Raw genomic sequence first — 24,935 nt, 5'->3', positions numbered from 1 at the left:
ATCAGCAAGCCGCACCAGAGAGAGGCACCCGAACATGCCGCACACCGCACGGTTCGTCATCGACCCGGAGTTCAGCGTCGGAGACGTCGACCCGCGCCTGTACGGAACCTTCGTCGAGCACATGGGACGCTGCGTCTACACCGGCATCCACGATCCCGAGCACCCCACCGCCGACGCCGAAGGATTCCGCGGTGACGTCGCCGAGCTGGTCCGCGAACTGGGCACCGGCCTCGTGCGCTACCCCGGCGGCAACTTCGTCTCCGGATACCACTGGGAGGACGGCGTCGGCCCGGTCGCCGACCGTCCGCGCCGCCTCGACCTGGCCTGGCGCTCCATCGAGACCAACCGCGTCGGCACCAACGAATTCCTCGGCTGGGCAAAGCAGTTGGGCCTCGACCCGATGATGGCCGTGAACCTCGGGACGCGCGGCATCGACGCCGCCCGCGCCCTGGTCGAGTACTGCAACCACCCGGGCGGCACCGCCTGGTCGGACCTGCGCATCAAGCACGGCGTGAGTGACCCGCACGGCGTGAAGCTGTGGTGTCTGGGCAACGAGATGGACGGGCCGTGGCAGACGGGCCACAAGTCGGCCACCGAGTACGGGCGGCTCGCGGCCGAGGCCGGCAAGGCGATGCGCCAGGTCGACCCGTCCATCGAGCTCGTCGCGTGCGGCAGCTCCAACTCGCGGATGCCGACCTTCGGCACCTGGGAACGCGAGGTCCTTGAGCAGACCTACGACGAGGTCGACTACCTCTCCCTGCACGCCTACTACGAGGAGTTCGACGGCGACCGCGCCAGCTTCCTCGCCTCGGGCGCGCACATGGACCAGTACATCCGCGACGTCGTGTCGACCGCCGACCACGTGCGGGCGGTGCGGGGCGCCAAGAAGCACATCAAGCTCTCCTTCGACGAGTGGAACGTCTGGTACGCCGCCCGCTTCGTCGGTGAGCGCAATCTGGAGACCGCCGAGACACCCCGCCTCATCGAGGACACGTACAGCGTGACGGACGCCGCCGTGGTCGGCTCGCTGCTCATCACGCTGCTGCGCAACGCCGACCGGGTGGCCATCGCCTGCCTGGCCCAGCTGGTCAACGTCATCGCGCCCATCCGCACCGAGCCCGGCGGCGCCAGCTGGCGCCAGACGATCTTCCACCCGTTCGCCCAGGCGGCCCGCTTCGCCACCGGCCGTGTGCTGCGCACCGACGCCACCGGCCCGCGCATCGACACACCGCAGTACGGGGACGTGTCCGCCCTCGACACCGTGGTGACGCACGACGAGGAGACCGGCGCGCTCACCGTGCTTGCCGTCAACCGCGACCAGACGCAGCCGCTGCTCCTGGAGGCCGCGCTGCGCGGGGAAGCCGCCGGATACCGCGTCGTGGAGCACCTGGTCCTTGCCGACCAGGACCCGGACGCGGTCAACACCGAGGCGGAGCCGGACCGGCTGGTGCCGCGCCCCGCGTCCGGAACGCACATCACCGCCGAGGGCGCTCTGACGGCCGAGCTTCCGCCAATCTCCTGGAACGTCATCCGGCTCGCACCGCAACAGGTCTGACAACGGTTCGCCGTTCGCTCCCCACCACCGCAGAGACAGGAGAGGCCCATGTCAGCGCACGACCCCGCACGACCACGTCTCCTCCGCCCCATCGCCCTGATCCCCTTGCTGCTCGCCCTCGTGGCGGCGCTGTTCGTCACGCAGTCCGGGACACCGGCCGACGCCGCGACCGGCACCTTGCTGCGCGATGGCACGGGTCTGTACCCGCGCGCCGTCAGACTCGCCCACAACGGCGACGCCAACGGCCGGATCCTGGCCTCCGTGGTCACGTTCGACGGGAACAACGGACTCGGCGCCATCCACGAGAGCACGGACGGGGGCGCGTCGTTCCGAGAGGTCGGCACGGTGCGCGACCCCGAGGCCGCGGGCGGGCAGGGATTGTGCTGCTCGACGCTGTACGAACTCCCGCGGCGCATCGGCAAGCTGCCCGCGGGGACCCTGCTGTGGGCGGCGTCGGTCGGGCAGGACGAGCCGAACCGGCGGATGGCCCTGCGGGTCTTCAAGAGCACGGATGTGGGCCGCAGTTGGAGCTACCTCTCCACGATCGCCACGGCGTCGAACGACAAGGGCCTGTGGGAGCCGGAGTTCTCCGTCGACGCCTCCGGTCAGCTCGTGGCGCATTACTCCGACGAGACCGACGCCGGGCACAGCCAGAAGCTGGTGGCCGCCCGCACCGCGAACGGGGTGATCTGGACCGGGCACCACGACACCGTCGCCAGCACCCTGGCCTCGGACCGGCCGGGCATGGCGGTGGTGCGCAAGATGGGCGACGGGACCTACTTCATGTCGTTCGAGATCTGCGCGGCCGCGGGCCAGTTCCAGTGCGTCGTGCACTACCGGACCTCGTCCGACGGCTGGAACTGGGGCGCCGTCACCTCCCTGGGTATCCGCCCGGAGACCGCCGACGGCAAGTACTTCAAGCACGCGCCGAACCTGGCGTGGGCGCCGGAGGCGGGCAACCCGAAGGGCAGGCTCTTCCTCGTCGGCCAGGTCATGTACAACCGTGACGGCAGCAAGGCAGCCGCAAGCGGACGTACCGTATGGGTCAACAGTGCTGGTGGGGCGGGGAGTTGGCGGGAGATCCCGGCGCCGGTTGCCGTCGAGTCGACGACCGTCGACTACTGCCCCAACTACAGCTCCAGCCTGTTGCCGTCGGCCGACGGCAACAGGCTGCTCGAGATCGCGACGGACTGGTCCGGTTCGGTCTGCAAGCCGCACTTCGCCACCGGTGCGGTGCCCGGCGCCTGAGCAGGCAGGTGCCCCGCGTGTGCGCGATGACCACGTCGCACACGCGGGGCAGCCGTCAGCCGCTACGGCGTTATCGCGTTGCCGCCGAAGGTCACGACGAGACGTCCGTCCGCCGCGAAGGACCACTTGAGCGCCCCGGAGTACCCGGAGCAGCGCGACCCGTTCGAGCCGGACCAGAACTGGTTCGAGCTGTCGGAGTTGCCGACGATCTTGTCGTTCGTCCCGCTGCCGCTGCGGCAGGATGTGTTGTTCCGGAACACCGAAGTGCCCCCGTCGAACGAGTAGTTGCGTTCGTCGTTGTCGATGCTGACGTTGTCCGACACCGCCATCGACCCGAGGTTCCTGTTGTACGTGAACCCGTGCTTGCCGTTGTTGTGGGCGATGTTGCGCCGGATGACGTGGTTGACCTTGATGTCCTCGCCGCCGAGCTTGTAGCCGTTGCGGTCGCCGTTTCCGGCCTGGGAGCCGTCGCTGAGCGTGCCGTTGCCGTGGGCGAGCGAGTCCTCGATGGTCACCGCGCCGATGGGTCCGGTGTCCGTCTTGGTGTAGAGGTCCCAGCCGTCGTCGATGTTGTTGTGGGCCACGGCGTAGCGGAAGACGTTCCCGGGCCCGGACGTGAGCTTCGCGGCGAAGCCGTCGGCGTCCTCCCCGTCGGAGTCGGCGTTGTCGTGCGACTCCGCGCTCAGGATGAGGTTGTTGGCGGGCCACTGGCTGCTGGGGGTGCTGGAGAGCATGCGGGAGAGCTGCAGGCCGGTGTCGCGGTTGTAGCGGGTCACCGTGCGCTCGAAGATGTTGTTGCTGCCGCCGACGAAGATGCCGTTGTCACCGGCCCGCTCGACGACGATGCCCTTGACGTGCCAGTACGACCCGTTGACCGCGAGCCCGCGGTTCGCCGTGTCCTCGCTCTGGGCCGAGAAGTTCAGGACCGGTGTCTCGCCCGGGTAGGCGGACAGCTCGGTGCGGTCGCTCGCGGTGCCGTTGTTGCCCTGCGGGACGGTGATCGTCTGCGAGTGACGGTAGGTCCCGCCGCGCAGGTAGATCGTTCCGCCGGGCGTGATGCGGGTGATGGCGGAGGTGAGCGTGGTGGGATCCGCTTGCGTGCCGCTCGCGCCGTCGGTTCCGTTCGGCGCCACGTACAGCGCGGAGGCCGAGGGCGGGGGCGTGGTGTCGTCGCCCGCGTCGGCGTCCAGGTAGTCGATGTTGGCCAGCCCCGCGGAGGAAGTGGGGGTGAGTCTGACGGTGTTGGCGCCGGCCTTCACCGGCACCGTGAGCGTCTTCGTGGCCCAGGTTCCCCATGTGCCGGTGCTCTCGAACGACGCCGAGGCGGCCACCGAGCCGTTCACCGTGATGTCCGCGGGCCGTGCGGCGGTGGTTCCGTTGGCGAAGCGGACCTTCAGCGTCGCGGTGCCTGCGGCGGGTGCGTTCACGGTGAACTGCACGTGGGCGCCGGTCGCGTTGGTGCCGTTGCAGAAGCCGCTGCCGGAGTAGCCGGCCCAGTCGGAGTCGACGGTGCCGGTGCAGACCGCGGGGGAGTTCTCGGCCTCGTAGAGGATCGGCGCGGCCTGTGCGGCATGGCCGGACAGCGCGACGAGCGTGCCGGCGAGTAAGCCGACGCACGCGGTGATGGGTCTTGTACGCATCGGGGGTCTCCAGGTTGATTGGCTCGTCTGACCAGATCAAGTGAGGATGCGGCTGTTCGGCATGATGAATCAGCCGGGGTTCCGGGCCTTGCATCTGCCGAGGGAAAGCGCTTTCGTGGAAGCTATTGCCATGCCGTGGGCACGTCAATGGTCATGTACATGATTCTTAGTCATGGATGGGAACAAGCGCGAACGGCCGCAAGCGAGCTGGCGCGTGGTGGCCTGTGAGGTCTGTGCGCGAGGTGGGTGCGGGAGATGAGTGCGCTAGGTGCGCGGCCGTGCCCGCGACGCCCGGCCGGTCAATGTGCAGCCACACGGGGGAGCCCGCAGCGAGCCTTCGCGGCCCGGGCCCCGGCAACCGCTACCGAGAGATCATGACCTACGACCCACTCGACGAGATGTTCCGGCGGATCGATCTGACGCAGGCCATGGAAGAGCAGTTCGGCATCAGCAGAGACTGGCCGCTGCGTTTGCGTGCGGCGCACGCCCAGCTCGAGCAACTGCGCAGACTGCTCGGCGACACCGACTACGGGACCTTCACGGAAAGCGCCGTCGAAGCCGTCCGACGGCACGCGGAAAGCCAGGAGCCGAAGGACCTGCACAGTCACTACCTCGGTCGGGAGCTCCACGAGCGGGAACAGACCCTTGGCGAGGACGCGGCGCACGTCGCGTGGGGAATCGCCTGCGGGCTCACCGTCCTGCTGGACGACGAGTTGTACGAGGAGGTCATCACGACCGCTGCGGCAGCGTGCCGGACGGGCGCCGTCACCCTCGCCGAGACCGGCGCCTGAGCGGTGCAGTGCCCCCGATCCGGCCCGGCCGGGGGCACTGCGCCGGCCCCTTCGGGGGGATCACCACACGTTCGCCCGACGGCCCGGAGCGGCTTGGCCGGACAATGGACGTATGACCAAGCCTGCACCCGCCACGAACGCAGAGCAGTTCCACACGAACACAGGGCAGTTCCACACGAACACAGGGCAGTTCCACACGAACGCAGAGCAGTCCCAGACGAACGCAGAGCAGTTCCACGCCTCCGTCCGACACCCCCGGCCCGGTGCCTGCCTCTGTCCGTGCGACGCCCACCCCGAGTTCCCCGGAACGTGCGGCGGTCGCTCCGAGCCAGGCTTCACCGCCGTTCTCAACTCGCCCACCGGCGAACCCCGGCAGGTACCGATGTGCCGCAACTGCCACGACATCCGCATGGGCCTGGCCCCCCAACGCGACTCCTCCCTGGCAGCGGTCACCGACACCTGCACCTGCCACTGCCAGGCCAACCACCCCGAACGCCCCGGCATCTGCGAGGCGGCATCGGAGAACGGGGTGTTGATCGACGGCCAACCGGCCTGCACCGAGTGCGAGGACGCCTGCCGCGGTTAGTTCCCAGGCCCGGATGCCGGAGGAACCGGACGTGGAGGGAGGGAGCACTCAAGGCGAGTGCTCCCTCCCTCCACGTCAGTTGCCCTCGAACACGGGCGCCCTGAGGGGCGTCAGTGGCGCGGACCCTGCTTCCGGTCACGCATGTTCTCGCCCTTCGCGCCGCGCTCGCCCTTGGCGTCGTCGAACTCGATCTGCTCCTTGCGCACCGTGTCGGAGACCTCCTGGGTCTCGGTGACCTTCTCGGTCTCCAGGCGGACACGCTCGACCGGCACGGACTCCTTGCTGACCACCGCCTTCTCGGCGTGCAGGGTCACCTCGGTCTGCTCCTCACCGATGTTGGCCCGCGAGCGGTCGCCCTCGCGGATGGGCTCGCGTACGACGCGAACTTCCTCGTGGGAGATGGGGACGGAGGTCTTCACTTCTTCGTTGACGACCACCTTGCGGAGTCGGACGTGCCCGACCTCCTGCTCTTCCGTCCCGACGCGAAGCCGCTCCTCCGAGCGGATCATCTCGTCGTGCTTGCTGTCGTCGCCCGCGCCGGAGCGCGTGGCGAACTCACGTGCGCCCGCGTTGCGTCCCTCGCCCGCGCCCATGCCCATTCCGGCACCCGCACCGGCTCCGGCCATGCCCGCGGCGCCGGCGCGGTCGCCGGCCCCCGGGGCGGAGCTGGGCCGGGTGAGCCCGTAGTGGGTGTAGAGCTCCTGCTCCTCACCCGGCTCGAGGTGCTGGTCGGCGTCCACGCGCGGAGCCTCCTTGACGGCCTCCTTGGTGGCCGTCACGTGCAGCTCGTCCTGCTGGCGGCGGGCTCCGGCGAGCGGCACGAAGCTCTGCTTCATGCCGAAGAGACCGGTCTTGACGGTCACCCACTCGGGACGCCCAGTTCGGTCGTCGAGATACACCTGCTCGACGCTGCCGATCTTCTCGCCGGTACGGTCGTAGGCCGTAAGGCCCGCGAGCCCATCGGCGCTGGTGAAGGCCTCGCCCTGAGTCATGGGTGATCACTCCCTCGCAGCGCGCGACGGGCAGAATCGAATCTCGCCACGGACGCCGCACGCGTCCCCTCCATCCCGCGCCGGACCGGAGGGTGACGCAACCAGGAGAGTCACTGAGCGTGTGCGGAGAGCTCGATCGAGGCCTTTGAACGGGCTGTTTGGGGCGATCGGGGCGATTTGGCCCACTGCCCCCCGTGCTAGCCCATTCGGGTGACCTCGGGCTCGCTAGGGCAGGGCCGCCCGCACCAGGACCTGTTCCGTCTCGGACGGGAAGAAGTTCGTGATCCCCTGCATCAGGCGCAGCGCCGTGGTCACGCGCCGGGGGAGGGGCCGCGGCAGTCCCGCGGGAGTGGCGAGGGCCGCCACGCACGGGGGCTGGGTCGTGGCCCAGTCCAGTTCGTGCTGGGCGCGCTGGTCCTCGCCGTTGCGGATGTGGACCAGAGCGCGCCGGACGCTGCCCGAAGCCTGTTCCGAGACGCTCAGGAGCGCGGTGATGCCGGATTCGGTCAGGCCGGCCGACGTGGTGGTGCCGGGCGCGGTGGAGCCGGCGGCCGGCCGGGGCAGGGCCGGCGCGGTGCCCGCGAGAGAGCACTCGCGGGCGGCCAGCCGTAGATGGGTGCTTGCCTGGTCCAGGATTTTGACGATCGCGCACAACCGTCCCGTGTCGAACGAGGCCATGGGATGACTCCTCTTCGATGCCGCGTGGGGGAACACGCACACGAGTAGTTCGTCCTTCAGGCGTATCACCGGTGCGTGCCGTCCCCGAACCCCTGTGGGGGGAGCGCACGCGGCGCGCAGGGAGGAATGAACGCGGGCGCGGCGCCCCGGATTTCCGCCCGGGGGCGCACAACGCGGACCCGCCCAGAGCGCTCCCCGCCGAGCTTCGCTCAAAGACGCCGTCGAGCGACCCCGTCCAGCAGTCTGCGGCGCTGCTCTGCCGACGTCGCGAGCTCGACGCCGACCAGGGCTAGGGCCGTCGCGCCGTCGAGTACCGCGCGGTCCGCTCCGGGGCTCTTGCCGTGGGCCGCGAACTCGGGGGTGTGCTGGTGGGCGCCCCCGGTGTCGTAGCCGATGGTCGGGTGGATGGTGGGCACGAGCCGCGAGACGTTGCCCATGTCCGTCGAGGCCAGCGTCTCGCCGTGGCGTGCGGTGACCGTGCGCCCGAGGCCCTGGGCCGCCCTGACGTAGGCCTCGGTCAGGTGCGGGTCCTGCCGCAGGTCCGCGAAGTCCCGTCCGTGCACGTGTAGTTCGAGGGTGGCGCCGGTGGCGAGTGCACCCGCCTCGAAGCAGTGGCGTACCCGGCCGCGCACCTGGGAGAGCAGTTCCAGGGAGGGCGCCCTGATCTCGTAGCGTGCGGCGCTGCGTGCGGGGATCACGTTCACGGCCTGGCCGCCGTCCGTGACGATGCCGTGCACCAGCGCGCCGGGCGGCAGTTGCTGGCGCAGCAGTCCGATCGCGGTGTGCGCGAGGGCCATCGCGTCGAGGGCGTTGACGCCTTCCCAGGGCGCGACGGCCGCGTGGGAAGGCGTGCCCGTGTACGTGATGTCCCAGGCGCCGATGGCCAGCGAGGACGCGCCGACGGAGTCCTCCGGGGCGGCGTGCACCATCATCGCGGCGGCGACGTCGTCGAAGACCCCGGCCTCCAGGAGCAGCACCTTGCCGCCGATGTCTTCCTCGGCCGGGGTGCCGATCAGCTTGACGGTCAGGCCGAGTTCGTCCGCGACGGCGGCCAGCGCGACGGCGGCGCCCACCGCCGCCGCGCCGTTGACGTTGTGTCCGCAGGCGTGGCCGATGCCGGGCAGGGCGTCGTACTCGGCGCAGAACCCGACCACCAGCTCTCCGCCGCCGTAGGTGGCCACCAGTGCGGTGGGCAGCTCGCCCACGCCCTGGGTCACGTCGAATCCGGCCTTCGCGAGCAGGTCCGCGATCTTCGCGGCCGAGCGGTGTTCCTGAAGGGCGGTCTCCGGCTCGTCGTGCAGGCTGTGGCTGAGGCCGACGAGCCGCTCGCTCCAGCCGCGCACGGCCGAAGTCACCGCCTCGCGCGCCTCATCGGCGTCCTTCGCCCGGGGGTCGGTCGCCTCGGTCATGCCATCCCTTCCTTCTCCGCCACGCGTGCGGACGACGGTCGTACGGTGTGGCCGTCTGCCGGCCCCGGCGTGCGATAGCGCAGGGCGAGGAGCGACCCGGCGGCGGCGACGGCCGCACACGCGCTCCAGCCCCACACGAAGCCGGAGATCCCGATGTGCCCGGGGCCGTGCACCACGTGCGCGGTGAAGAACGCGCCGATCACGGCGGCGCCGATGGCCGCGCCGAGCGACAGGGCCAGTTCGTTGAGGCCGACGGCGAGGGCGGTCTCGTGGTCCGCGACGACCTCCGCGGACAGCGTGCGGGTGATCGACTCGAAGAGCCCGGTGGCGAACCCGACGACGAGCGCGGCGGCCAGGTACTGCGTGAGGGTGTCGTGGAAGAGCGCCATCGCCACGAAGCCGAGCGCGATGAGGCAGCCCCCGGCGACGAGTACCGCACGGTCGCCGACGTGGTGCGCGAGCCGCGGCGTCAGCGTGGACCCCGCGAACCCGGCGACGACCATGGCGAGGGAGACGGTGGCGATCGTCCGCGGGCCCATGTCCATGCCGTAGCCCGTCTCGGCCGGGGAGGCGCCCAGGAAGAGGGCGTTGGCGCCGAGGAAGCCGATGGTGCCGAAGGCGGCGCAGAAGGTGTGGCCGCTGACGACGGCGAGCCGCGGGTTGCGCAGCATCCGCACGCTCACCAGCGGATGCGCGGACCGCCGCTCGACGGCCACCCACGCGGCGAGCAGGGCGATGGCCGCCGCCGCGAGCCCGAGCGTCAACGGCGCGGCCCACCCCCAGGAGCTGCCCTGTGCGAGGACCAGGACGAGCGCGACGAGCCCGCCGGTCAGCAGGGCGGCCGCCCCGTAGTGGAAGCGCCCGCCGCGCGGCACATCGCTGTCCGGGAGTGCGGCCCCGGCGAGCAGGGCAACGGCGGCGACGGGCACGGCCGTCCACAGTCCGGCCGCCGCGTGCCGCTCGCTGAGGGTGCCCGCGACGAGGCCGCCCACCCCGATGGAGATCAGCAGCACGCCGACGAGAAGGGAGATGCCGGTGCGGTTCCGTTCCGGGGCCCGGGAGCGCAGGATCCCGACGAGCAGCGGGAAGAAGCCGACCAGCGCGCCTTGCAGCACCACTCCGACGGCGAGTGTGACCGCCGTCGGCCAGGCGGCCATCAGCAGCGAGCCGCCCGCGACCATGGCGAGTGCCACGCGGAGCAGCCTGCGGTGTCCGTAGAGGTCGCCGAGGCGTGAGAGCAGGGGGGTCAGCACGGCGAAGGCGAGCTGGGAGAGCAGGTAGATGTTGTTCTGGCCGACGCCGCCGATGTCCAGTTGGCGGCCGAGCTCGGGCAGCAGGGGTGTGAGGTAGCCCTGCACGATGCCGCTGAACAGCACGACGACGGCCATGGCCGGGAGCATCCCTGGGCCTGAACCCGCTGGTCGCAGCCGTGGTCGCGATGTGTGCGTGGACAAAGACTCACCTCATCTGGTGGCCGGAACCGGAAGTGGTGGCTACTGTGCGGGCGGGGGCGCGTGCGGCTGTGCGGATCGAAGGATTCGTACGTACGAAGTGCGTCCGACGCGAGAAACGGTCATATGAGGGAGCGGGACGTGATGGGGCGGGAGACGACGGCCAGCGAACTCGACCTCGCCCTCGTGAACGCCCTCCAGATGCGCCCGCGAGCCTCCTGGTCCGAGCTGGCGCCCCTGCTCGGCGTCACGGCGAGCACCCTGGCGCGCCGCTGGGAGCGGCTGTGCGGCGCCGGACTCGCATGGGTGTACGCGGTGCCGGGCCGGGAGTTCACCCGCAGCCGTTGCACCGCCTTCGTGCTGCTGCGCTGCGCCCCGGGTGCCCGGTCGCGGCTGATCGCCGAACTCAGCACGTTCCCGCAGGCCGCCACGATCGAGGTCACCGCGCCGGGCAGCGCCGACCTGTTCCTGGACGTCCTCGCCCCGGACCTCGCCTCGCTCGGCCGCTTCGTGACCGAGACGCTGGACGCGCTGCCCGGCATCACCTCGGTCCGCTGTCTCTTCGCCACCTCGCTGTACGTGGAGGGGAGCCGCTGGCGGCTGCGCTCCCTGGACCCCGCCCAGCTCTCCGCGCTGGGCAACTCCGGCTCGGGGACCGCCGATCAGATCCGTGTGCTCGAACTGGACGCCGTCGACCGGACCTTGCTCGAGGCGCTGGTACGTGACGGGCGCCTGGCCCTCGCCGAACTCGCCGACCGCACCGACACCAGCCCCGCCACCGTCCGCCGCAGGCTGCGCCGTCTGACGGACGCGGGCGTGCTGAACTTCCGCTGCGACCTCGCTGCCCCGCTGGCCGGGCATCCGGTGCCGGTGACGCTGCTCGCGCAGGTGCCTGCGCGCGACGTGGGCGCCGTCCACCGCACGCTCGCCGCGCTTCCCGAATGCCGTCTGGTCGCGGGCGTCACGGGCCCCGCCAATGTCCTCGCCACGCTGTGGGTCCACGACATCGCGGACATCCAGCGCCGGGAGACGGCCCTGTGCGCACGCCTGCCCTCGCTGACCGTCACCGACCGCATCGTGGGCCTGCGCACCGTCAAGCGGATGGGCCATCTCCTGGACGAGGAGGGCCGCCGACGGGGATGGAACCGATCGCGCCCTGGTAGCGGGCGCGCGATGGGCTTGGCTCAGGTACGGGCGGCGGCCGGGGTGCGGGCCATTTCCACCGTGAACTGTGCTCCGGCAAGGAGCGCCAGGTTGGACACCCAGAGCCACACCAGGAACACGACCACTCCGGCCAGGGAGCCGTAGAGCTTGCCGTAGGTGCCGAACCCCGTGGCGTACAAGGTGAACAGGCCCGAGGACAGGAGCCACAGGAGTGCGGCGAGCAGGCCTCCGGGCAGGCTGCGGCGCCATCCGCGCTCCGAGGGGGGCGCGTTGCGGAAGAGCACGAGGACGAGCAGGACCACCAGGCAGACCAGAGCGGGCCACTTCATGACGCTCCATGCGGTCTGTCCCGCGTCGCCGACCCCGATGTGCTGCCCGATCGTCTGGACGAGTGAGCCGCTCACCACGAGCAGGAGCGCGCTGGCGGCCAGCAGCGCGAGCAGCGCGAGGGCGGTCATCAGGACCCGGTGCGCCTTGCGCCACACGGGCCGGGTGTCCTTCACGCCGTGCATCGCGTGCAGAGCCCGGCGGAAGACCGCCGCGTAACTGGAGGCGGACCACAGCGCGCTGACCGCACCGCCGATCACCACTGTCACGGCGGCCGCGTGTGCGTCGGCCATCTCGGTGAGCGCCTCGTGCAAGGCGCTGCCCGACTGCGCGGGCGCCCAGTCGGTGACCTCGGCGATGAGCTCCTGCGTGGTGTCGGGGCTGACCAGGCTGATCAGGCTGACCGTGACGAGGAGCGCGGGCAGCAGGGCGAGAATCGCGTAGTACGTCAGGGCCGCGGCCCAGTCCGAGACGTCGTCGTTCCACATCGCCACCGGGGTGCGCCGCAGCGCGGCACCCCGCCGCGCCCATGCCGAGGGGGCCCTGGCCGGTCCGGCGGGGACGGCAAGCCCGCCGGACCCGCCCGACAGGGGAGTGTGCCCCGCACCTTCGGGCGCAGCGGAACTGTCCATGGGGCTACTCCTCGTTGTCTCCTGCGGACGCCTTTGTCTCCTGCGGACGGCGTACTGCGCCGTCTTCCCGGTTCGACCCCTTGGACACGTGGTGCCCGGGTCCGTCACGCGGAAGCGGGCGGAAAGCAATCTTCCCCTTCCCGTCACCCGTGGCTCACGGCGGGTCCGCGCCTCCGCGCCCGTCGGTCGTGAGCGGAGGTAACCATTCGGTGACATCACGGACAGGGCTGTGACGTGGGTGAGGGCAACGAGCACGGGGTGTCGCGGGTCGTATGTGGTGTGAGGGCAGGCAAGCTGACCCTCTCGAAACGGGGAGCTGACGATGATGAGTGTTCGCATGAACCGAGGTCTGTGTGCGCTGGGTGCCGCGGTGGCCGTGGCGGGTGTGGTGGCCGGCACGAGCCCGGCGGCCGCCGCCGGCTCGCCCCGGTTTCTGGCCCCGGCCGAACTGCCGCCGCACGCGTCGTCGGCGTGGACCGCGGGGCCGGTGACGGCGGGGCAGCCCGACCCGCTGCCGATGTGTGTGGGGGAGGCCCTGCCCTCGATCTCCGTGCACCGCGCCTACCGCACGGAGTACGACACCGGCGCCCTCCAGGTGACCGTGGTCGAGCGCAGCGAGCAGCGCGCCAAGGACTTCGCGGCGCTGCTGCGCAAGAACCTCCAGGGCTGCTCGGAGAAGGTGATGAAGGAGAACCCCGATGTCACCGCGACCCAGAAGTACTACGGAAAGCTGGACATCGAGGAGGGCGCCCACGTCTACGGCGTCCACACCGAGGCCACGACGGGCTCCTCCGACATCAACATGTTCTCCGTCGGCCGTGACGGCAACACGGTGACGGTCGTCCAGTGGGGACAGATGGGCAACTTCGCCCACGCGCAGGTGGGCGACTTCAAGACCACGACCATCAAGGCCGTCGCGAAGCTCTACTGAGCGAGCCAGGGCGCTTCAGCGCCACCTGCAGATGCCGTCCATCAGCACCGTCGATGGGCGGCATCGTCGTTCAACAGGGCTGCCCCGCAGGCTGGTTGAGGGCGAACGGGGGTAAGGGGCGCGGCCGTGACCGGGGAAGGGCCGCGCGTGCTTTTCGCCCGGGTCGGGACCCCCTACTTCCAGCCAGACTAAGGTTAGGCTAACCTGCACGCCGTGAGATCAGGTGAACGCGCAGGTAGCGCAACACGTCCGCGCGGTCACGAACTGTCCGCCGAGCACATGACCGTGTCGTACGACGGCGTCGACGTCGTGCACGACGCCGCCATCCAGCTTCGGCCCGGCGAAGTGACCGCCCTCGTCGGCCCGAACGGGAGCGGCAAGTCGACACTGCTGCGCAGCGTCGCCCGACTGCAGGGCGCCCGGCTCGGCACGCTGACCCTCGACTCCGGCACGGCCGAGGCCGCGGACGGCTTCGACCTCACCGCGCGCCAGTTCGCCCGCCGTGTCGCGCTCCTGACCCAAGGACGTCCCACGCCCGGCGGTCTGACCGTCCGTGACGTCGTGGAGTTCGGCCGCTACCCCTACCGGGGGCGCTGGGGTCAGGCCGATGCCGGGGGTGCGGCCGTGGTGGATCGCGTGCTCACCATGACCGGCGTCGAAGGCCTCGCCGGGCGCGCCGTGGACCAGCTCTCCGGCGGACAGCTGCAGCGGGTCTGGCTCGCCAGCTGTCTCGCCCAGGAGACCGGCGTGCTCCTCCTCGACGAGCCGACCACCTACCTCGACCTGCGCTACCAGATCGAACTCCTCGACCTCATGCGTGACCTCGCGGACGACGGCGGCATCGCCGTCGGCGTCGTCCTGCACGACCTCGACCAGGCGGCAGCCGTCGCCGACCGGATCGCCCTGCTCGACGCCGGGCGCATCGTCGCCGACGGCGCCCCCGAGGACGTCCTGCGTCCCGAGCGGCTCTCCGAGACGTACGGCATCCGTATCGAGGTCGACACAGACCCCCTCACCGGCCGGCTGCGCACCCGCGCGATAGGCCGCCACCACAGCAGAAGTGAAAGGCTCCACTCCTCATGAGACGCCCCCTCATCGCCGCGGCGGCCGCCGGCGCCGTAGCCCTCGTCCTGGCCGGCTGCGGTACCTCCGAGCCCGCCAAGACCAGCTCGGACAAGAAGGCCGACCCGATCACCGTCACCGACGCCAACGGCGCCGAGGTGAAGCTCGACGGACCGGCCAAGAAGGTCGTCGGCACCGAGTGGAACGTCGTCGAGTCCATGGTCACCCTCGGCGTGGACCCGGTCGGCGTCGCCGACGTCAAGGGCTACAAGGCGTGGGACTCCGCCGTCCCGCTCAAGAACGACCCCAAGGACATCGGCACCCGCGGTGAGCCGAGCATGGACACGCTCGCCGGCCTCACCCCGGACCTCATCGTCACCACGACCGACATGTCGGCCTCCGCGGTGAAGCAGATGAAGAAGGTCGGCCCCGTCCTCCAGGTCAAGGCCGCCGATGGCTCCGACCAGGTCGGCCAGATGATGGACACGCTCGACGTCATCGCCAAGGCCACCGGCACGACCGCCGAGGCCAAGAAGGCCAAGGAGTCGTACGAGGCGAAGGTCGCCGAGGGCAAGAAGGCGCTGAAGGAGGCCAAGCTCGACGGCTCGAAGATCGCCATGGCCGACGGCTACGCCGCCTCCAACCAGGTCTCCTTGCGCGGCTACACCAGCAACTCGCTGCTCGGCGCCGTCAACGAGGACCTCGGCCTGAAGAACGCCTGGAAGATCAAGGGCGACAAGGACTACGGGCTCGCCACCACCGACGTCGAGGGTCTCACCGCGCTCGACGACGACGTGAAGTTCGTCTACATCGGCAACAAGGGCGACGACAGCTCCGACGTGTTCACCGACGAACTCGCCGACAACTCCGTCTGGAAGTCGCTGCCGTTCGTCAAGGACGACGAGGTCCACCGCCTGCCCGACGGCATCTGGATGTTCGGCGGACCCCAGGCGATGGAGGCGTACATCGACGCCCTCATCGACAGCCTGAAGAAGTAGGAGACCGTGGCCGTCACCGCAACGCCCTCAGCCACACCCGAGCGCGCCGTCGGGTCGTCCCCGACGGGCGCGGTCGCGGTGACGGCCGGTCTGGTTCTTCTGGTCGCCGTTCTCGCCGTCATCGACATCACGCAAGGCACCGCGTCCGTCGGCCCCGGCCAGGTGTGGAAGGCCTTCACCGGCCAGGCCGAGCAGGGCGACTCCTCCGTCGTCATCGCCTCACGCATGCCGCGCATGGTCGCCGGGATACTCATCGGCGTCGCGCTCGGCGCGGCGGGCGCCACCCTGCAGGCCGTCACCCGCAACGTGCTCGCCGCTCCGGACACCCTCGCCGTCAACACCGGTGCCTACCTCGCGGTGACCATCCTGGTCGCCAGCGGCGCCACGGCGCCGCTGCTCGCCTCGTCGGGTGTGGCGTTCCTCGGCGGTCTCGCGGCGGCCGCCGTCGTTCTCGCGGTGTCGGGACGGGGCGCCGGAACCGTACGCCTCGTCCTGGCGGGCAGCGCGCTCGCCCTCGGGCTCAACGCCATCACCGAGGCGTTGCTCCTGCTCTTCCCCGAACGGACCGAGGGCCTCTACCAGTGGGGCCAGGGAAGCATCAGCCAGAACGGCTTCGACGGCGTCGTCCAGATGGCGCCGGTCATCGTGGCCGCACTCGCCGGCCTCCTGCTGATCGCCCGCCGCATCGACGCCCTGGCCCTGGGAGACGACGCCGCGCACGGACTCGGTGTCCCGGTCCGCGGCACGCGCGTCACGTCCGTCGTCCTGGCGTCGCTGCTCGCTGCCGCGACGGTGACGCTCGCGGGGCCGATCGCCTTCGTGGGGCTGTGCGCCCCGGCCCTCGTGCGGCCGCTGGCCGGGCGTTTCCGCGCCTTGGTGCGCCACCGGATCCGTATCCCCGTCGCGGGTCTCGTGGGCGCCGCCCTGGTGCTCGGTTCCGACGTGCTGCTGCGCGCCGTGACCTCCGCGCAGACCGCCGTCACCGTACCCACGGGCGTCATCACGAGCGTCGTCGGCGCCGTGTTCCTCGTCGTCATGGCGATGCGCACCCGCGACGGCGCCAACGCCACCGCGCCGGACCGGCTGCGCATCCCGAGCCGCACGGCCTACGTCATCACCGTGGTGCTCCTCGTCGCCACCCTGGTCGGCGTCACGATCGCCGCGGTGCTCGTCGGCGACAGCACGTTCCTGCTCGGTGACGTCGTCAACTGGGTTCGGGGCCAGTCGGGTCAGGCCATCACCTTCGTCCTCGACACCCGCGTGCCACGCGTGTACGCCGCGCTCCTGGCGGGCGCCGCGCTCGCGCTGTCCGGCACGCTCGTGCAGTCCGTGACCCGCAATCCGCTCGCGGAACCCGGCACCCTCGGCGTGTCCGGAGGAGCGGGCCTCGGCGCCATCATCCTCGTCACCTCGGCGCCCGGCTCCGGGTCGTGGGGCATCGCGGGCGCCGCGTTCGCGGGCGCCATGGTCAGCTCGCTGGTCGTCTTCGGGCTCGCGGCGCGGGGCGGCTTCCAGAACAGCAGGCTCGTCCTCGTCGGCATGGGCGTCTCCTCGGGATCTCTGGCGCTGATCAGCCTGGTCATCGTGCTCACCGACCGGTTCAGCGCGACCAAGGCGTTGATCTGGCTCTCGGGCTCCACCTACGGACGCACCGGCACCGATGTCCTGCCGGTCGCGGCCGTGCTCGTGGCCGCGACGGTCGTGGCGATCTCACGCCGCAAGGAACTCGACCTCGTGTCGCTCGACGAGGACACCCCGCGGCTCCTGGGCCTCAACCTGGGTCGCGGACGTTTCGGCTTCCTCGTCCTGAGCGTGCTGCTCAGCGCCACCGCGGTGGCGGCGGCCGGCACGATCGGCTTCGTGGGACTCGTGGCGCCGCACGCGGCTCGTGCGCTGGTGGGCAGGCGCCACCTGCGGGTGGTCCCGGTGGCGATGATGCTGGGCGCGACGCTCGTCTGCCTCGCGGACCTGCTGGGCCGGACCGTGATCGCCCCCGCGCAACTGGGCGCGGGACTCATGACGGCGGCCGTCGGAACGCCGTACTTCGTGTACCTGCTGGTGCGCAGCCGTCGATGACGGACAGCGGCCCCGCCGCGACGGGGGGACGCGGCGGGGCCTAGGAGGCGGGTGCCCCGGAAAACGCATGTCACTCATCCGGATTCCGAGGTGTTCGCCTGCGGTCAGCCGCCCAGCTCGTTGAAGCGCACGATCTCCTCGATCGTCTTCTGGAGTTCGAGCTCGTCCGGGTCGGAGACGATGGCGTGCCCCACCTTGCCGTACGGCCCGAGTGGCGTGTGGGGCGACGAGGAGTACGCGATGTCGTCGAAGGAGAAGCGGCGTTCGAAGTCCTCCTGCGTCAGGTTCCCGCCGGCAGGTCTGCGGAGAAGAATGTAGCCGTGGAGACGCTCCGGCAGGATGTGCTCCAGGGGCTGGGTGAGCTCCTCCCCGAGCGCGAGACTGATCTCGGCGTCGAAGAGGTCCACACCGAAGGTCAGTTGGTTGATCTGCGGGGACAGTGCGCCGGGCAGGCGGATCGCGCACTCGCCGAAGGTCAGCCCCGCTTCTTCCACGAAGGCCTCGAGGTGGAAGACGCAGTCGGGTGCGGCGAGGCCTTCGAGCACGTCACCGGTGAGTGTCTCCATCCGCTCGAAGAGGCCCGGATTCCGTCTCTTGTCCAGCAAGTGCGCGGCCAGGACGCCGCCTTGTGCCGCGCTGAGCGGCGAGAGGTGGTAGCGGGTCATGGACGACCATCGAAGAGAGCCGTTCTGCCAGATGCCGTCCATATAGACCTCCGGCGCATCGACGAAGGACTCGGCGACGACCTCGACATCCGACCGGCCGGTGAACGGTTCCAGTGCTCGCGCGTACTCCTCCGCGGAACGGACGATGTTCGTGCGAAGGGATCCGGCTCCGGTCGCCGGCTTGACGACGAAGACCTCGCCCAGATCACCGGCGAGATCCGCGAAGGAGGTGTCGTGTGACGCGTACCGGCAGCGCGCGCGCCTCACGTGAGACGGCAGCCGGCTCTTCTGCAGGAACTTGTCCCGGAAGCAGAGCGTGGACCCCGAGTCCGCGTTTCCGGGAAGACCGAGCTCCTTTCGCAGGTAGGCGGCCCCGAAGACACCCATCTCGTGGACGGTGAGCACACCGGCCACATCATCGAGGCGCGCGGCGAGTACCGCGCGCAAGATCTCCTGGGCGTTCTCCATGTCGGCGACGAGCGTGAATCGTCGGTCCGCGGGCGGGATCGACGGTGCCTGCGCGAGGTAATAAGGGCTCAGGCCACGGCGTCGCAGAGCCTGGTCGAGATCCGGTCTGTATCCGATGACAACCATGGTCGGCATTTACGTCTCCATGCGTGAGGGCCTGGATGTGCGTCACACGTCTCGCGGTCTGTCGCTGTGATCGGGATCAACTCGCAGGCATCGTCGCATGGTTGCTCGATTCTCCCAACGGGCCACCGCGGGGATCACCGCGACGGCCAGCGTGCCCGCGGCCACCGCCAGGAGCGGATAACCGCCGCCCGCCACCACCAGGCCCGAGGCCATGCCGCCCGTCGCGCCCGCCAACGACATGCCCACGTCGGCCAGGCCCTGCACCGAGGCACGGCTGTCGGGCGGGGCGGCATCCGTGATCAGGGCGGTGCCGCTCACCAGGGCGAGGTTCCAGCCCAGGCCGAGCAGGACCAGAGCACAGGACAGCAGCGGCACGCTGTCCGGCGGGGTGGCGGCGGCGAGCACGCCCGCGCTCAGCAGGACGGCCCCGGAAGCGGCCGCCACGGGCAGCCGTCCGAGCCGGTCGGTGAGGATGCCGCTGAGCGGTGAGGGCAGGAACATCGCGCCCACGTGCAGGGCGATGACGAATCCCGCGGCCTGCGTGCTGTGGCCATGCCCGGCCATGTGCGGGGGAGTCATGGTCATTACGGCGATCATCACCAGCTGGGCGGTGATCATCACGGTGGCGCCCGTGACGACACCGGGGGAGAAGCGCTCCTGAGCCCCCGGTGCCGTTGCGGCGGCCGGGGCAACGGCAGTCCTGGTCACGGGTTTTGGGGCAGCCGAGGCGTCCCGCGCGGGTCGGCGCCGGGCCAGGTGCAAGGGGTCGGGGCGCAGCCACACCAGCAGCACAAGACCCGCGGCCGTGTACGCGCATGCCGCCAGCAGGAAGGGGCCGGCCAGCCGCGGGATGCCGTAGGCGTGCGCGAGTGCGCCGGTCGGGCCGACGAGGTTGGGTCCCGCGACCGCGCCCAGCGTCGTCGCCAGGAGGACCGTGCCGGTGGCCCGGCCCCGACGCTCGGGTGGGGCGAGGTCGGCGCCCGCGTACCGGGCAAGGAGCCCGGTGGCCGTACCCGCTCCGTACACGAAGAGCGAGAACAGCAGCAGCCCCGCCCACTCGCCCGTGGCCGCCGCCACGACTCCGACGCTGCCGAGCGCGGCGACGGCGTGCCCGAGCGCCAGGCCGGGGCGTCGGCCCAGGCGTTGCGAGACCCGCCCGATGACTGCGGCCCCCAGGGCGGCGCCCGCGGTGAACAAGGCGACCGGAAGGCCCGCGAGGCCGGTGGAACCGAGCAGATCCTCGGCGAGCAGCGCACCGACGGTGATGCCGGCTGCCATGCCCGCGCCGCCCAGGGCCTGCGAGAGGACGAGTACGGTCAACACGCGCCGCAGCACGCGGGGCGAGGCCTCTTCTCCGGTCCGCGTGACGGTGACGCTCATGCCGTTCTCCGCACCGGCGTTGCCGTCTCGGGAGCGGTCGTCACGGTGCGGCGAGAGGGTGAGGACCGGGCGCGGACGGCTGCTCGCCGACGTCGAGGTCCGCGATCTGCCTCAGGGACAGCTCCAGCTCCTCGTGCAGGAACCGTACGACCGTCCAGTGCGGCAGCGCGGCCTCGTCGAAGGGGCCGAACGCGGCGGTGTAGAGGGGGATCCACCGCAGGGCCTCCTCGGCGGCTGCCTCGCGCCCCGGGTCCGTCTGATAGGTGTCGTACGAGATGCTGCGATGGTGGATGAAGTGGCCGCCGGGCAGCCGCTGTTCGCACAGTTGCCGGTACTCGCGCGTCTGCAGGATGAGGTAGTGCCAGATCTCGTCGATGTCCTGCTCGACGGGGAGGAAGAGGCCGCCGAGGCGGTCGGGATGGCGCGAGACCAGGTAGAGATGGCGCAGACACTCGCGGACCTGGTGGGTGACGACGGAGGCGGCCGGGGCGCCGGGCTTCGCGGCGAAGTGCGCCACCACCTCGTCGTGCAGAGCGGTGCCGAGCAACTCGCGGGCGGTGGGGGCTGCTTGGGTGCGGTCCTCGGAGGAGAAGGGGGCGGCGGCAGGTGGGTGCGTCATGGCGTTGTCCTGTCGGCGGAGGCGCTGCGGGTGGCGTGGGGCGCTGGAAAGTCAGGCGGGGGCGGGCGTGGCCAGCCAGGCGTACTTGCCCGAGTGGCCGATCGGCACGTGGGTGCGGTGCTCGACGTGACAGGAGCGGCCGGTCAGAGCGCCGACGGAGGCCGCCAACTCGCTCTCCTCACCGGGAGTCAGGGGCGCGCCGTCGAACGTGGTGCACCACAGCCGGCACTGGTCCTCGCCGGTCAGCTGCAACTGGTGCAGGAAGACGCGGGGACAGACGGCTGCGATGCGGGTGTCGAGATCGGCCTGGGCGACGGGGCCGTCGGGTGTGGCGAGGAGTTCCTTCTCGCGGCCGCAGAAGGAGACGATCTGCGTCGGGTCGGTGCTGCCGTCGCGGGTGCGGACGCAGTCGCCGGACCGGTAGCGCACGAGCGGCATGTAGGGGTTGCGGATGCTGGTGACGATGAGGCTGTGGATGCCGCTGCCCTCCTCCACCGGGATCAACTCCACGCTCATGTCGTGCAGATAGGGCTGATAGCGGCCCTCGGCATCGCTGTAGAAGAGGTATCCGAGTTCCGTGCTGCCGAAGAGGTCGACCACGGGGCAGTCGAAGTGGGCACGCAGATAGGCGCGCACGTTCAACGGCGTGTACTCGTAGGCATGGACGATGGCGGTCGGCCGCGGGAAGCCGTCCCACAGGTCCCACTCGGTCACTTTGCGGACCAGATGCGCCAGGTGGTAGCCGGAGCAGTCCAGGAGATAGGAGCCCTCGGGGTGTGCGGCGCTGACCTCCCGGATCTCGGCGAGTATCCGCTCGACCTCCGGACGCTCCCAACCGGCCGGGTCGAGCTGTTGGTTGAGGTACAGCGTGCGGTCGTCGAGCCAGCGTTCGCCCGCGGTCGCTCCCGGCTTGCGGGCATTGACGCGTGCGACGTGTTCGGTGGCGAGGACGGTGGTCAGTGACACCCGCCGGGCGCCGGTGTGCCAGGAGGCGCCGAGATCGGGGTGCTCGCTCCACAGTCGGTAGTAGGAGCGGAGGAGGAAGTACGGCGGGCGGATGATCTGCATGCGGGCGTGGTTGGTCCCGGTGGAGAGCACGAACTCGGCCTCGCCTGTCTCCAGGGCCCGGGCCAGCTCGGGAGTCATCCAGTTGTCGGGAAAGCCCCGGGCGATGTCCGGCTTCTCCAGGACGGGGAAGTCACCGCGCTCGGCGGACGCGCGGTAGAGGGGGATGTCGCGTACGCGGTCCAGGACGTCGGCGCTCGGCAGGCGGTTCACGGCGGCTCCGGTGCAGGTGGGGGTGGGTGAGCGGGTGCGGGGCCGCCGCCGGGAAGGGCGCGGCGGCGGCCCCGCGGCCTCAGCGGCTCAGGAGATCAGCGGCTCAGGAGATGCAGCCGCTCTTGCCGGTGGCGCTGATGCAGCCGCTCTTGGGTGCCGAGCTGATGCAGCCGTCCTTGGAGCCCTGCCCGGAGCCCGTCCGGGCGGAGTTGGCGGCCACCCACTTCTGCCACACGGACTCCTCGGTCATGCGCCTGATGAGCTGGTCCATGGTGGAACCTCCATACATCGATTGGTATGCGGCGACAGCTGGTGAATCGATGGGTCTATGAGCTTTCGCCGCTTTCATCCCATCCCCTTGAACGTAAAGAGATGGTCAAGGGAGTGTCAATGGGGGCGGACTGGATGGCGTAACCGCACGCCTAAGCCCGGCTGTTGCGCGGTGGTGGGCACGCCGACGGGCCCACCGGCCCGCACCGTCTGCCGCCGGGGCGGGCGGCAGACGGCGTTCAGGGGTGGGCGTCCGGCGTCAGTGCCGGCGGATGCCCGGCATCAGAGCCGCGTGCGGGCCCGCGCGTCGGAACTCTCGGTCCCGGAGCTGATCCCGGGGCCGGCCCCGGAGTCGATTTCGGCATCGGCCCCGGAAGGGGACACCGGAGACGTCTTCATGCGGACCGCCTCCGTGCCGCTGTCGTTGTGCCGCAGCGCCCAGTTCTCCAGCGTCGTGCGGCAGGCGTGGTCGAGATGCCGTACGGCCGTCAGGTCCAGCTCGATGGGCCGGTCCTTGGGCAGGGCCTCCAGTGTCTCCAGGATGCGGGGCAGCCGAAGGAACGTGGCGTTGCCGGTGAGGGTGACGACCGTCCGGCCGCCGGTCAACTCCCGTACGTCCAGGTGCACATGCGAGGTGTCCCAGGCGGACTTGACCACCGCGAGCACCAGGCCGAGCACCACGCCCTCGAACATGTTGGTCACCACGATGGCGATCGCCGTGGTGGCGAGGACCAGGGCCTCGCCCCGGTGGGCGCGGGCGAGCGGGACGATCTCCTTGACGGGCATCAGCTTGAAGCCCGCGTGGACCAGGACGCCGGCGAGCGCCGCCAGCGGGATGATGCCGAGCGCGGCCGGGAACAGTACGGCGAACAGCAGCAGCCACGCGCCGTGCAGGATGCGGGAGAGCGGAGTGCGCGCGCCGGCCTCGACGTTGGCGGAGCTGCGGACGATGACGGCCGTCATCGGCAGCGCGCCGAGCACGCCGCACGTGGCGTTGCCGATGCCCTGGGCGACGAGCTCCTTGTCGTACTGCGTGCGGGGCCCGTCATGCATGCGGTCGACGGCCGCGGCGCTGAACAGCGATTCGGCCGACGCGATGAGGGTGAACGCGAGCACCGTGCCGAGCACGGCCACGCTGCCCAGGGCCGCCAGGTCGCCGAGCCCCGGCGGCTGAATGGCGTCGACCAGGCCGCGTACCGTCACGTTGGCGACGTCCAGGCGCAGTCCGGCGGCCACGGCCGTGGCCAGGGCGACGGCGGCCAGCGGGGCGGGCACCACGCGTACGGCGGCGGGCAGTTTCGGCCAGAGCATGAGCACGGCGATGGTGCCGAGGCCCAGGCCCGCGCCGGTCAGGGAGGCGGTGTCGCCGAGCACGTCGACGAGCAGTCCGGGCAGCCCGGCTATCTTGTCGATCCCGGAGCGCGGCTGTTCGGCCCCGGCCATGGTGTAGAGCTGGCCGAGGATCAGCACGAGTCCGATGCCAGCCAGCATGCCCTGCACGACGGACACGGAGATGGCGCGGAACCAACGGCCGCAGCGCAGCAGGCCGAGGATGATCTGCAGGGCGCCGGTGAGGAGCACGATGGCGCCGAGCATGCCGAGCCCGAACTCCTGTACGGCCTCGAAGACGAGGACGGTCAGTCCGGCGGCGGGCCCGCTCACCTGCAGGGCGCTGCCCGGCAGGAAGCCGACGACCAGGCCGCCGACGATGCCGGTGACCAGGCCCAGTTCGGCGGGTACTCCGGAGGCGACGGCCACGCCGACGCACAGCGGCAGGGCGACGAGGAAGACGACGAGCGAGGCGAGGAAGTCCTTGCGCCGTACGCCCGGTTCACGCAGGGGGCTGAAGGGGGAGCGGAGGGATGAGAGGAAAGAGGACATGAGGGTGGGGGGTCCTGTCGTGGGAGCGGGCCGGTGGGTGGGGCGTGGCAGCTCTCACAGCGGACCGAACGCCGGCCGGTCGTCGAACGACAGGCCGTGGGCGGTGACGGCGCCTGTGTGTACCTCGTAGTACCAGGCGTGCAGGTTCAGTGAGCCGTCGTCGAGGCGCTCACTGACACAGGGGTACGCGCGCAGCCTCTGCACCTGGGCGAGCACGTGGGTCTGCACGGCTTCGGCGACGTCCGCGGGGGCCTGGGAGGCTTCGCCGAGGGCGCGCAGGGCGGCGTCGGGGGCAACGGAGTGGTTCAGCCAGTCGCGTACCGCCGGTACGGCCGACAGGTCTTCGCCCCGCACCAGGGCGCCTACCGCGCCGCAGTGCGAGTGTCCGCAGACGACGATGTCGCGGACTCCGAGCACGCATACCGCGTACTCGATGGTGGCTGCCTCACTCATGGGGTGGGCGTCCCGGCCGGCGTCGTTGCCGGAGGGGTAGACCGGTACGACGTTGCCCGCCGTGCGGAGTTCGAAGAGTTCGCCGGGGCGTGCGCCGGTGATCAGGGACGGTACGACGCGTGAGTCGGAGCACGTGACGAACAGGACTTCGGGCGACTGCCCGGCGCCGAGGGCCTGGAAGGCCGCGGCGTTCTCCGGGGCCGCGACGTGTGTCTCGGCGAAGGAACGGGCGTTGTCGATCAGGGACTTCATGCT

21 protein-coding genes and 1 pseudogene are annotated in these 24,935 nt (G+C 70.8%); 9 read left to right on the top strand and 13 right to left on the bottom strand.

The window, feature by feature from the left end; all coding sequences use genetic code 11:
* The first annotated feature begins 34 nt into the window (after positions 1 to 34).
* Entirely contained in the window at positions 35 to 1,555 is a 1,521-nt protein-coding gene (gene arfA, locus ACWD02_RS11845) for an arabinosylfuranosidase ArfA (RefSeq protein WP_451207895.1), read from the top strand.
* A 48-nt stretch (positions 1,556 to 1,603) separates the two neighbouring features.
* A complete protein-coding gene (locus ACWD02_RS11840) occupies positions 1,604 to 2,803 on the top strand; it encodes a sialidase family protein (RefSeq protein ID WP_451207892.1) in 1,200 nt (399 codons plus the stop codon).
* 62 nt (positions 2,804 to 2,865) lie between these two features.
* Here ACWD02_RS11840 and ACWD02_RS11835 read toward each other — a convergent pair whose 3' ends face one another.
* On the bottom strand, positions 2,866 to 4,443 hold the full coding sequence (locus ACWD02_RS11835) for a carbohydrate-binding protein (protein WP_451207890.1): 1,578 nt from the start codon (positions 4,441 to 4,443) through the stop codon (positions 2,866 to 2,868).
* Between the two features lie 374 nt (positions 4,444 to 4,817).
* Here ACWD02_RS11835 and ACWD02_RS11830 point away from each other — a divergent pair, with 374 nt between their 5' ends.
* Together ACWD02_RS11830 and ACWD02_RS11825 are read left to right on the top strand one after the other, a co-directional pair.
* A complete protein-coding gene (locus ACWD02_RS11830) occupies positions 4,818 to 5,234 on the top strand; it encodes a hypothetical protein (protein ID WP_451207887.1) in 417 nt (138 codons plus the stop codon).
* Between the two features lie 112 nt (positions 5,235 to 5,346).
* Positions 5,347 to 5,820, top strand: a complete 474-nt coding sequence (locus ACWD02_RS11825; protein ID WP_451207884.1) for a hypothetical protein — start codon at positions 5,347 to 5,349, stop codon at positions 5,818 to 5,820.
* A 110-nt stretch (positions 5,821 to 5,930) separates the two neighbouring features.
* On the opposite strand, the gene ACWD02_RS11820 is transcribed toward ACWD02_RS11825, so the two are convergent.
* The 4 genes from ACWD02_RS11820 to ACWD02_RS11805 form a co-directional block, all read right to left on the bottom strand.
* Positions 5,931 to 6,812: a DUF2382 domain-containing protein gene (locus tag ACWD02_RS11820; protein ID WP_451207882.1), complete on the bottom strand. Its 882-nt coding sequence runs from the start codon at positions 6,810 to 6,812 to the stop codon at positions 5,931 to 5,933.
* A 225-nt stretch (positions 6,813 to 7,037) separates the two neighbouring features.
* Positions 7,038 to 7,490 (bottom strand): hypothetical protein, encoded by a 453-nt coding sequence (locus tag ACWD02_RS11815; protein ID WP_451207879.1) that lies wholly within the window; start codon positions 7,488 to 7,490, stop codon positions 7,038 to 7,040.
* Between the two features lie 209 nt (positions 7,491 to 7,699).
* A complete protein-coding gene (locus tag ACWD02_RS11810; RefSeq protein ID WP_451207877.1) occupies positions 7,700 to 8,899 on the bottom strand; it encodes an amidohydrolase in 1,200 nt (399 codons plus the stop codon).
* Positions 8,896 to 10,287, bottom strand: coding sequence for an MFS transporter (locus ACWD02_RS11805; protein WP_451207874.1), 1,392 nt, complete (start codon positions 10,285 to 10,287; stop codon positions 8,896 to 8,898). Before ACWD02_RS11805 ends, ACWD02_RS11810 begins: the two co-directional genes overlap by 4 nt.
* 189 nt (positions 10,288 to 10,476) lie before the next feature.
* On the opposite strand from ACWD02_RS11805, the pseudogene ACWD02_RS11800 reads away from it, so the two are divergent.
* Positions 10,477 to 11,160, top strand: a pseudogene (locus ACWD02_RS11800) (AsnC family transcriptional regulator); the annotation flags it as partial.
* Positions 11,161 to 11,534: 374 nt separating this feature from the next.
* Here ACWD02_RS11800 and ACWD02_RS11795 read toward each other — a convergent pair.
* Positions 11,535 to 12,473: a YihY/virulence factor BrkB family protein gene (locus tag ACWD02_RS11795; RefSeq protein ID WP_451207871.1), complete on the bottom strand. Its 939-nt coding sequence runs from the start codon at positions 12,471 to 12,473 to the stop codon at positions 11,535 to 11,537.
* Between the two features lie 337 nt (positions 12,474 to 12,810).
* On the opposite strand from ACWD02_RS11795, the gene ACWD02_RS11790 reads away from it, so the two are divergent.
* From ACWD02_RS11790 to ACWD02_RS11775, 4 genes are all read left to right on the top strand, one after another.
* The gene (locus ACWD02_RS11790) at positions 12,811 to 13,404 is read left to right on the top strand and encodes a hypothetical protein (RefSeq protein ID WP_451207869.1); all 594 of its coding nucleotides are present in this window, start codon (positions 12,811 to 12,813) and stop codon (positions 13,402 to 13,404) included.
* A 279-nt stretch (positions 13,405 to 13,683) separates the two neighbouring features.
* Entirely contained in the window at positions 13,684 to 14,487 is an 804-nt protein-coding gene (locus tag ACWD02_RS11785) for an ABC transporter ATP-binding protein (protein ID WP_451207866.1), read from the top strand.
* A complete protein-coding gene (locus ACWD02_RS11780) occupies positions 14,484 to 15,464 on the top strand; it encodes an ABC transporter substrate-binding protein (RefSeq protein WP_451207864.1) in 981 nt (326 codons plus the stop codon). Before ACWD02_RS11785 ends, ACWD02_RS11780 begins: the two co-directional genes overlap by 4 nt.
* A 6-nt stretch (positions 15,465 to 15,470) precedes the next feature.
* The gene (locus tag ACWD02_RS11775; protein WP_451207861.1) at positions 15,471 to 17,540 is read left to right on the top strand and encodes an iron ABC transporter permease; all 2,070 of its coding nucleotides are present in this window, start codon (positions 15,471 to 15,473) and stop codon (positions 17,538 to 17,540) included.
* A 104-nt stretch (positions 17,541 to 17,644) separates the two neighbouring features.
* On the opposite strand, the gene ACWD02_RS11770 is transcribed toward ACWD02_RS11775, so the two are convergent.
* From ACWD02_RS11770 to ACWD02_RS11740, 7 genes are all read right to left on the bottom strand, one after another.
* The gene (locus tag ACWD02_RS11770) at positions 17,645 to 18,808 is read right to left on the bottom strand and encodes an ATP-grasp domain-containing protein (RefSeq protein WP_451207858.1); all 1,164 of its coding nucleotides are present in this window, start codon (positions 18,806 to 18,808) and stop codon (positions 17,645 to 17,647) included.
* A 33-nt stretch (positions 18,809 to 18,841) separates the two neighbouring features.
* On the bottom strand, positions 18,842 to 20,179 hold the full coding sequence (locus ACWD02_RS11765; RefSeq protein ID WP_451207856.1) for an MFS transporter: 1,338 nt from the start codon (positions 20,177 to 20,179) through the stop codon (positions 18,842 to 18,844).
* Positions 20,180 to 20,219: 40 nt separating this feature from the next.
* Positions 20,220 to 20,798, bottom strand: coding sequence for a hypothetical protein (locus tag ACWD02_RS11760; RefSeq protein WP_451207853.1), 579 nt, complete (start codon positions 20,796 to 20,798; stop codon positions 20,220 to 20,222).
* A 51-nt stretch (positions 20,799 to 20,849) separates the two neighbouring features.
* Positions 20,850 to 22,076, bottom strand: coding sequence for a hypothetical protein (locus ACWD02_RS11755; protein ID WP_451207851.1), 1,227 nt, complete (start codon positions 22,074 to 22,076; stop codon positions 20,850 to 20,852).
* 103 nt (positions 22,077 to 22,179) lie between these two features.
* On the bottom strand, positions 22,180 to 22,347 hold the full coding sequence (locus tag ACWD02_RS11750; RefSeq protein WP_451207848.1) for a hypothetical protein: 168 nt from the start codon (positions 22,345 to 22,347) through the stop codon (positions 22,180 to 22,182).
* Between the two features lie 281 nt (positions 22,348 to 22,628).
* Complete coding sequence (locus ACWD02_RS11745) at positions 22,629 to 24,227, bottom strand: SulP family inorganic anion transporter (RefSeq protein ID WP_451207846.1); 1,599 nt, start codon at positions 24,225 to 24,227, stop codon at positions 22,629 to 22,631.
* A gap of 54 nt (positions 24,228 to 24,281) precedes the next feature.
* Positions 24,282 to 24,932, bottom strand: coding sequence for a carbonic anhydrase (locus ACWD02_RS11740; RefSeq protein ID WP_451207843.1), 651 nt, complete (start codon positions 24,930 to 24,932; stop codon positions 24,282 to 24,284).
* Positions 24,933 to 24,935: the final 3 nt, after the last annotated feature.

The sequence above is a fragment of the Streptomyces sp. NPDC002853 genome (genome assembly GCF_053591915.1).
The sequence above is the reverse complement of the archived record's forward strand: the minus strand, read 5'-3'. Positions and strand labels throughout refer to the sequence as shown.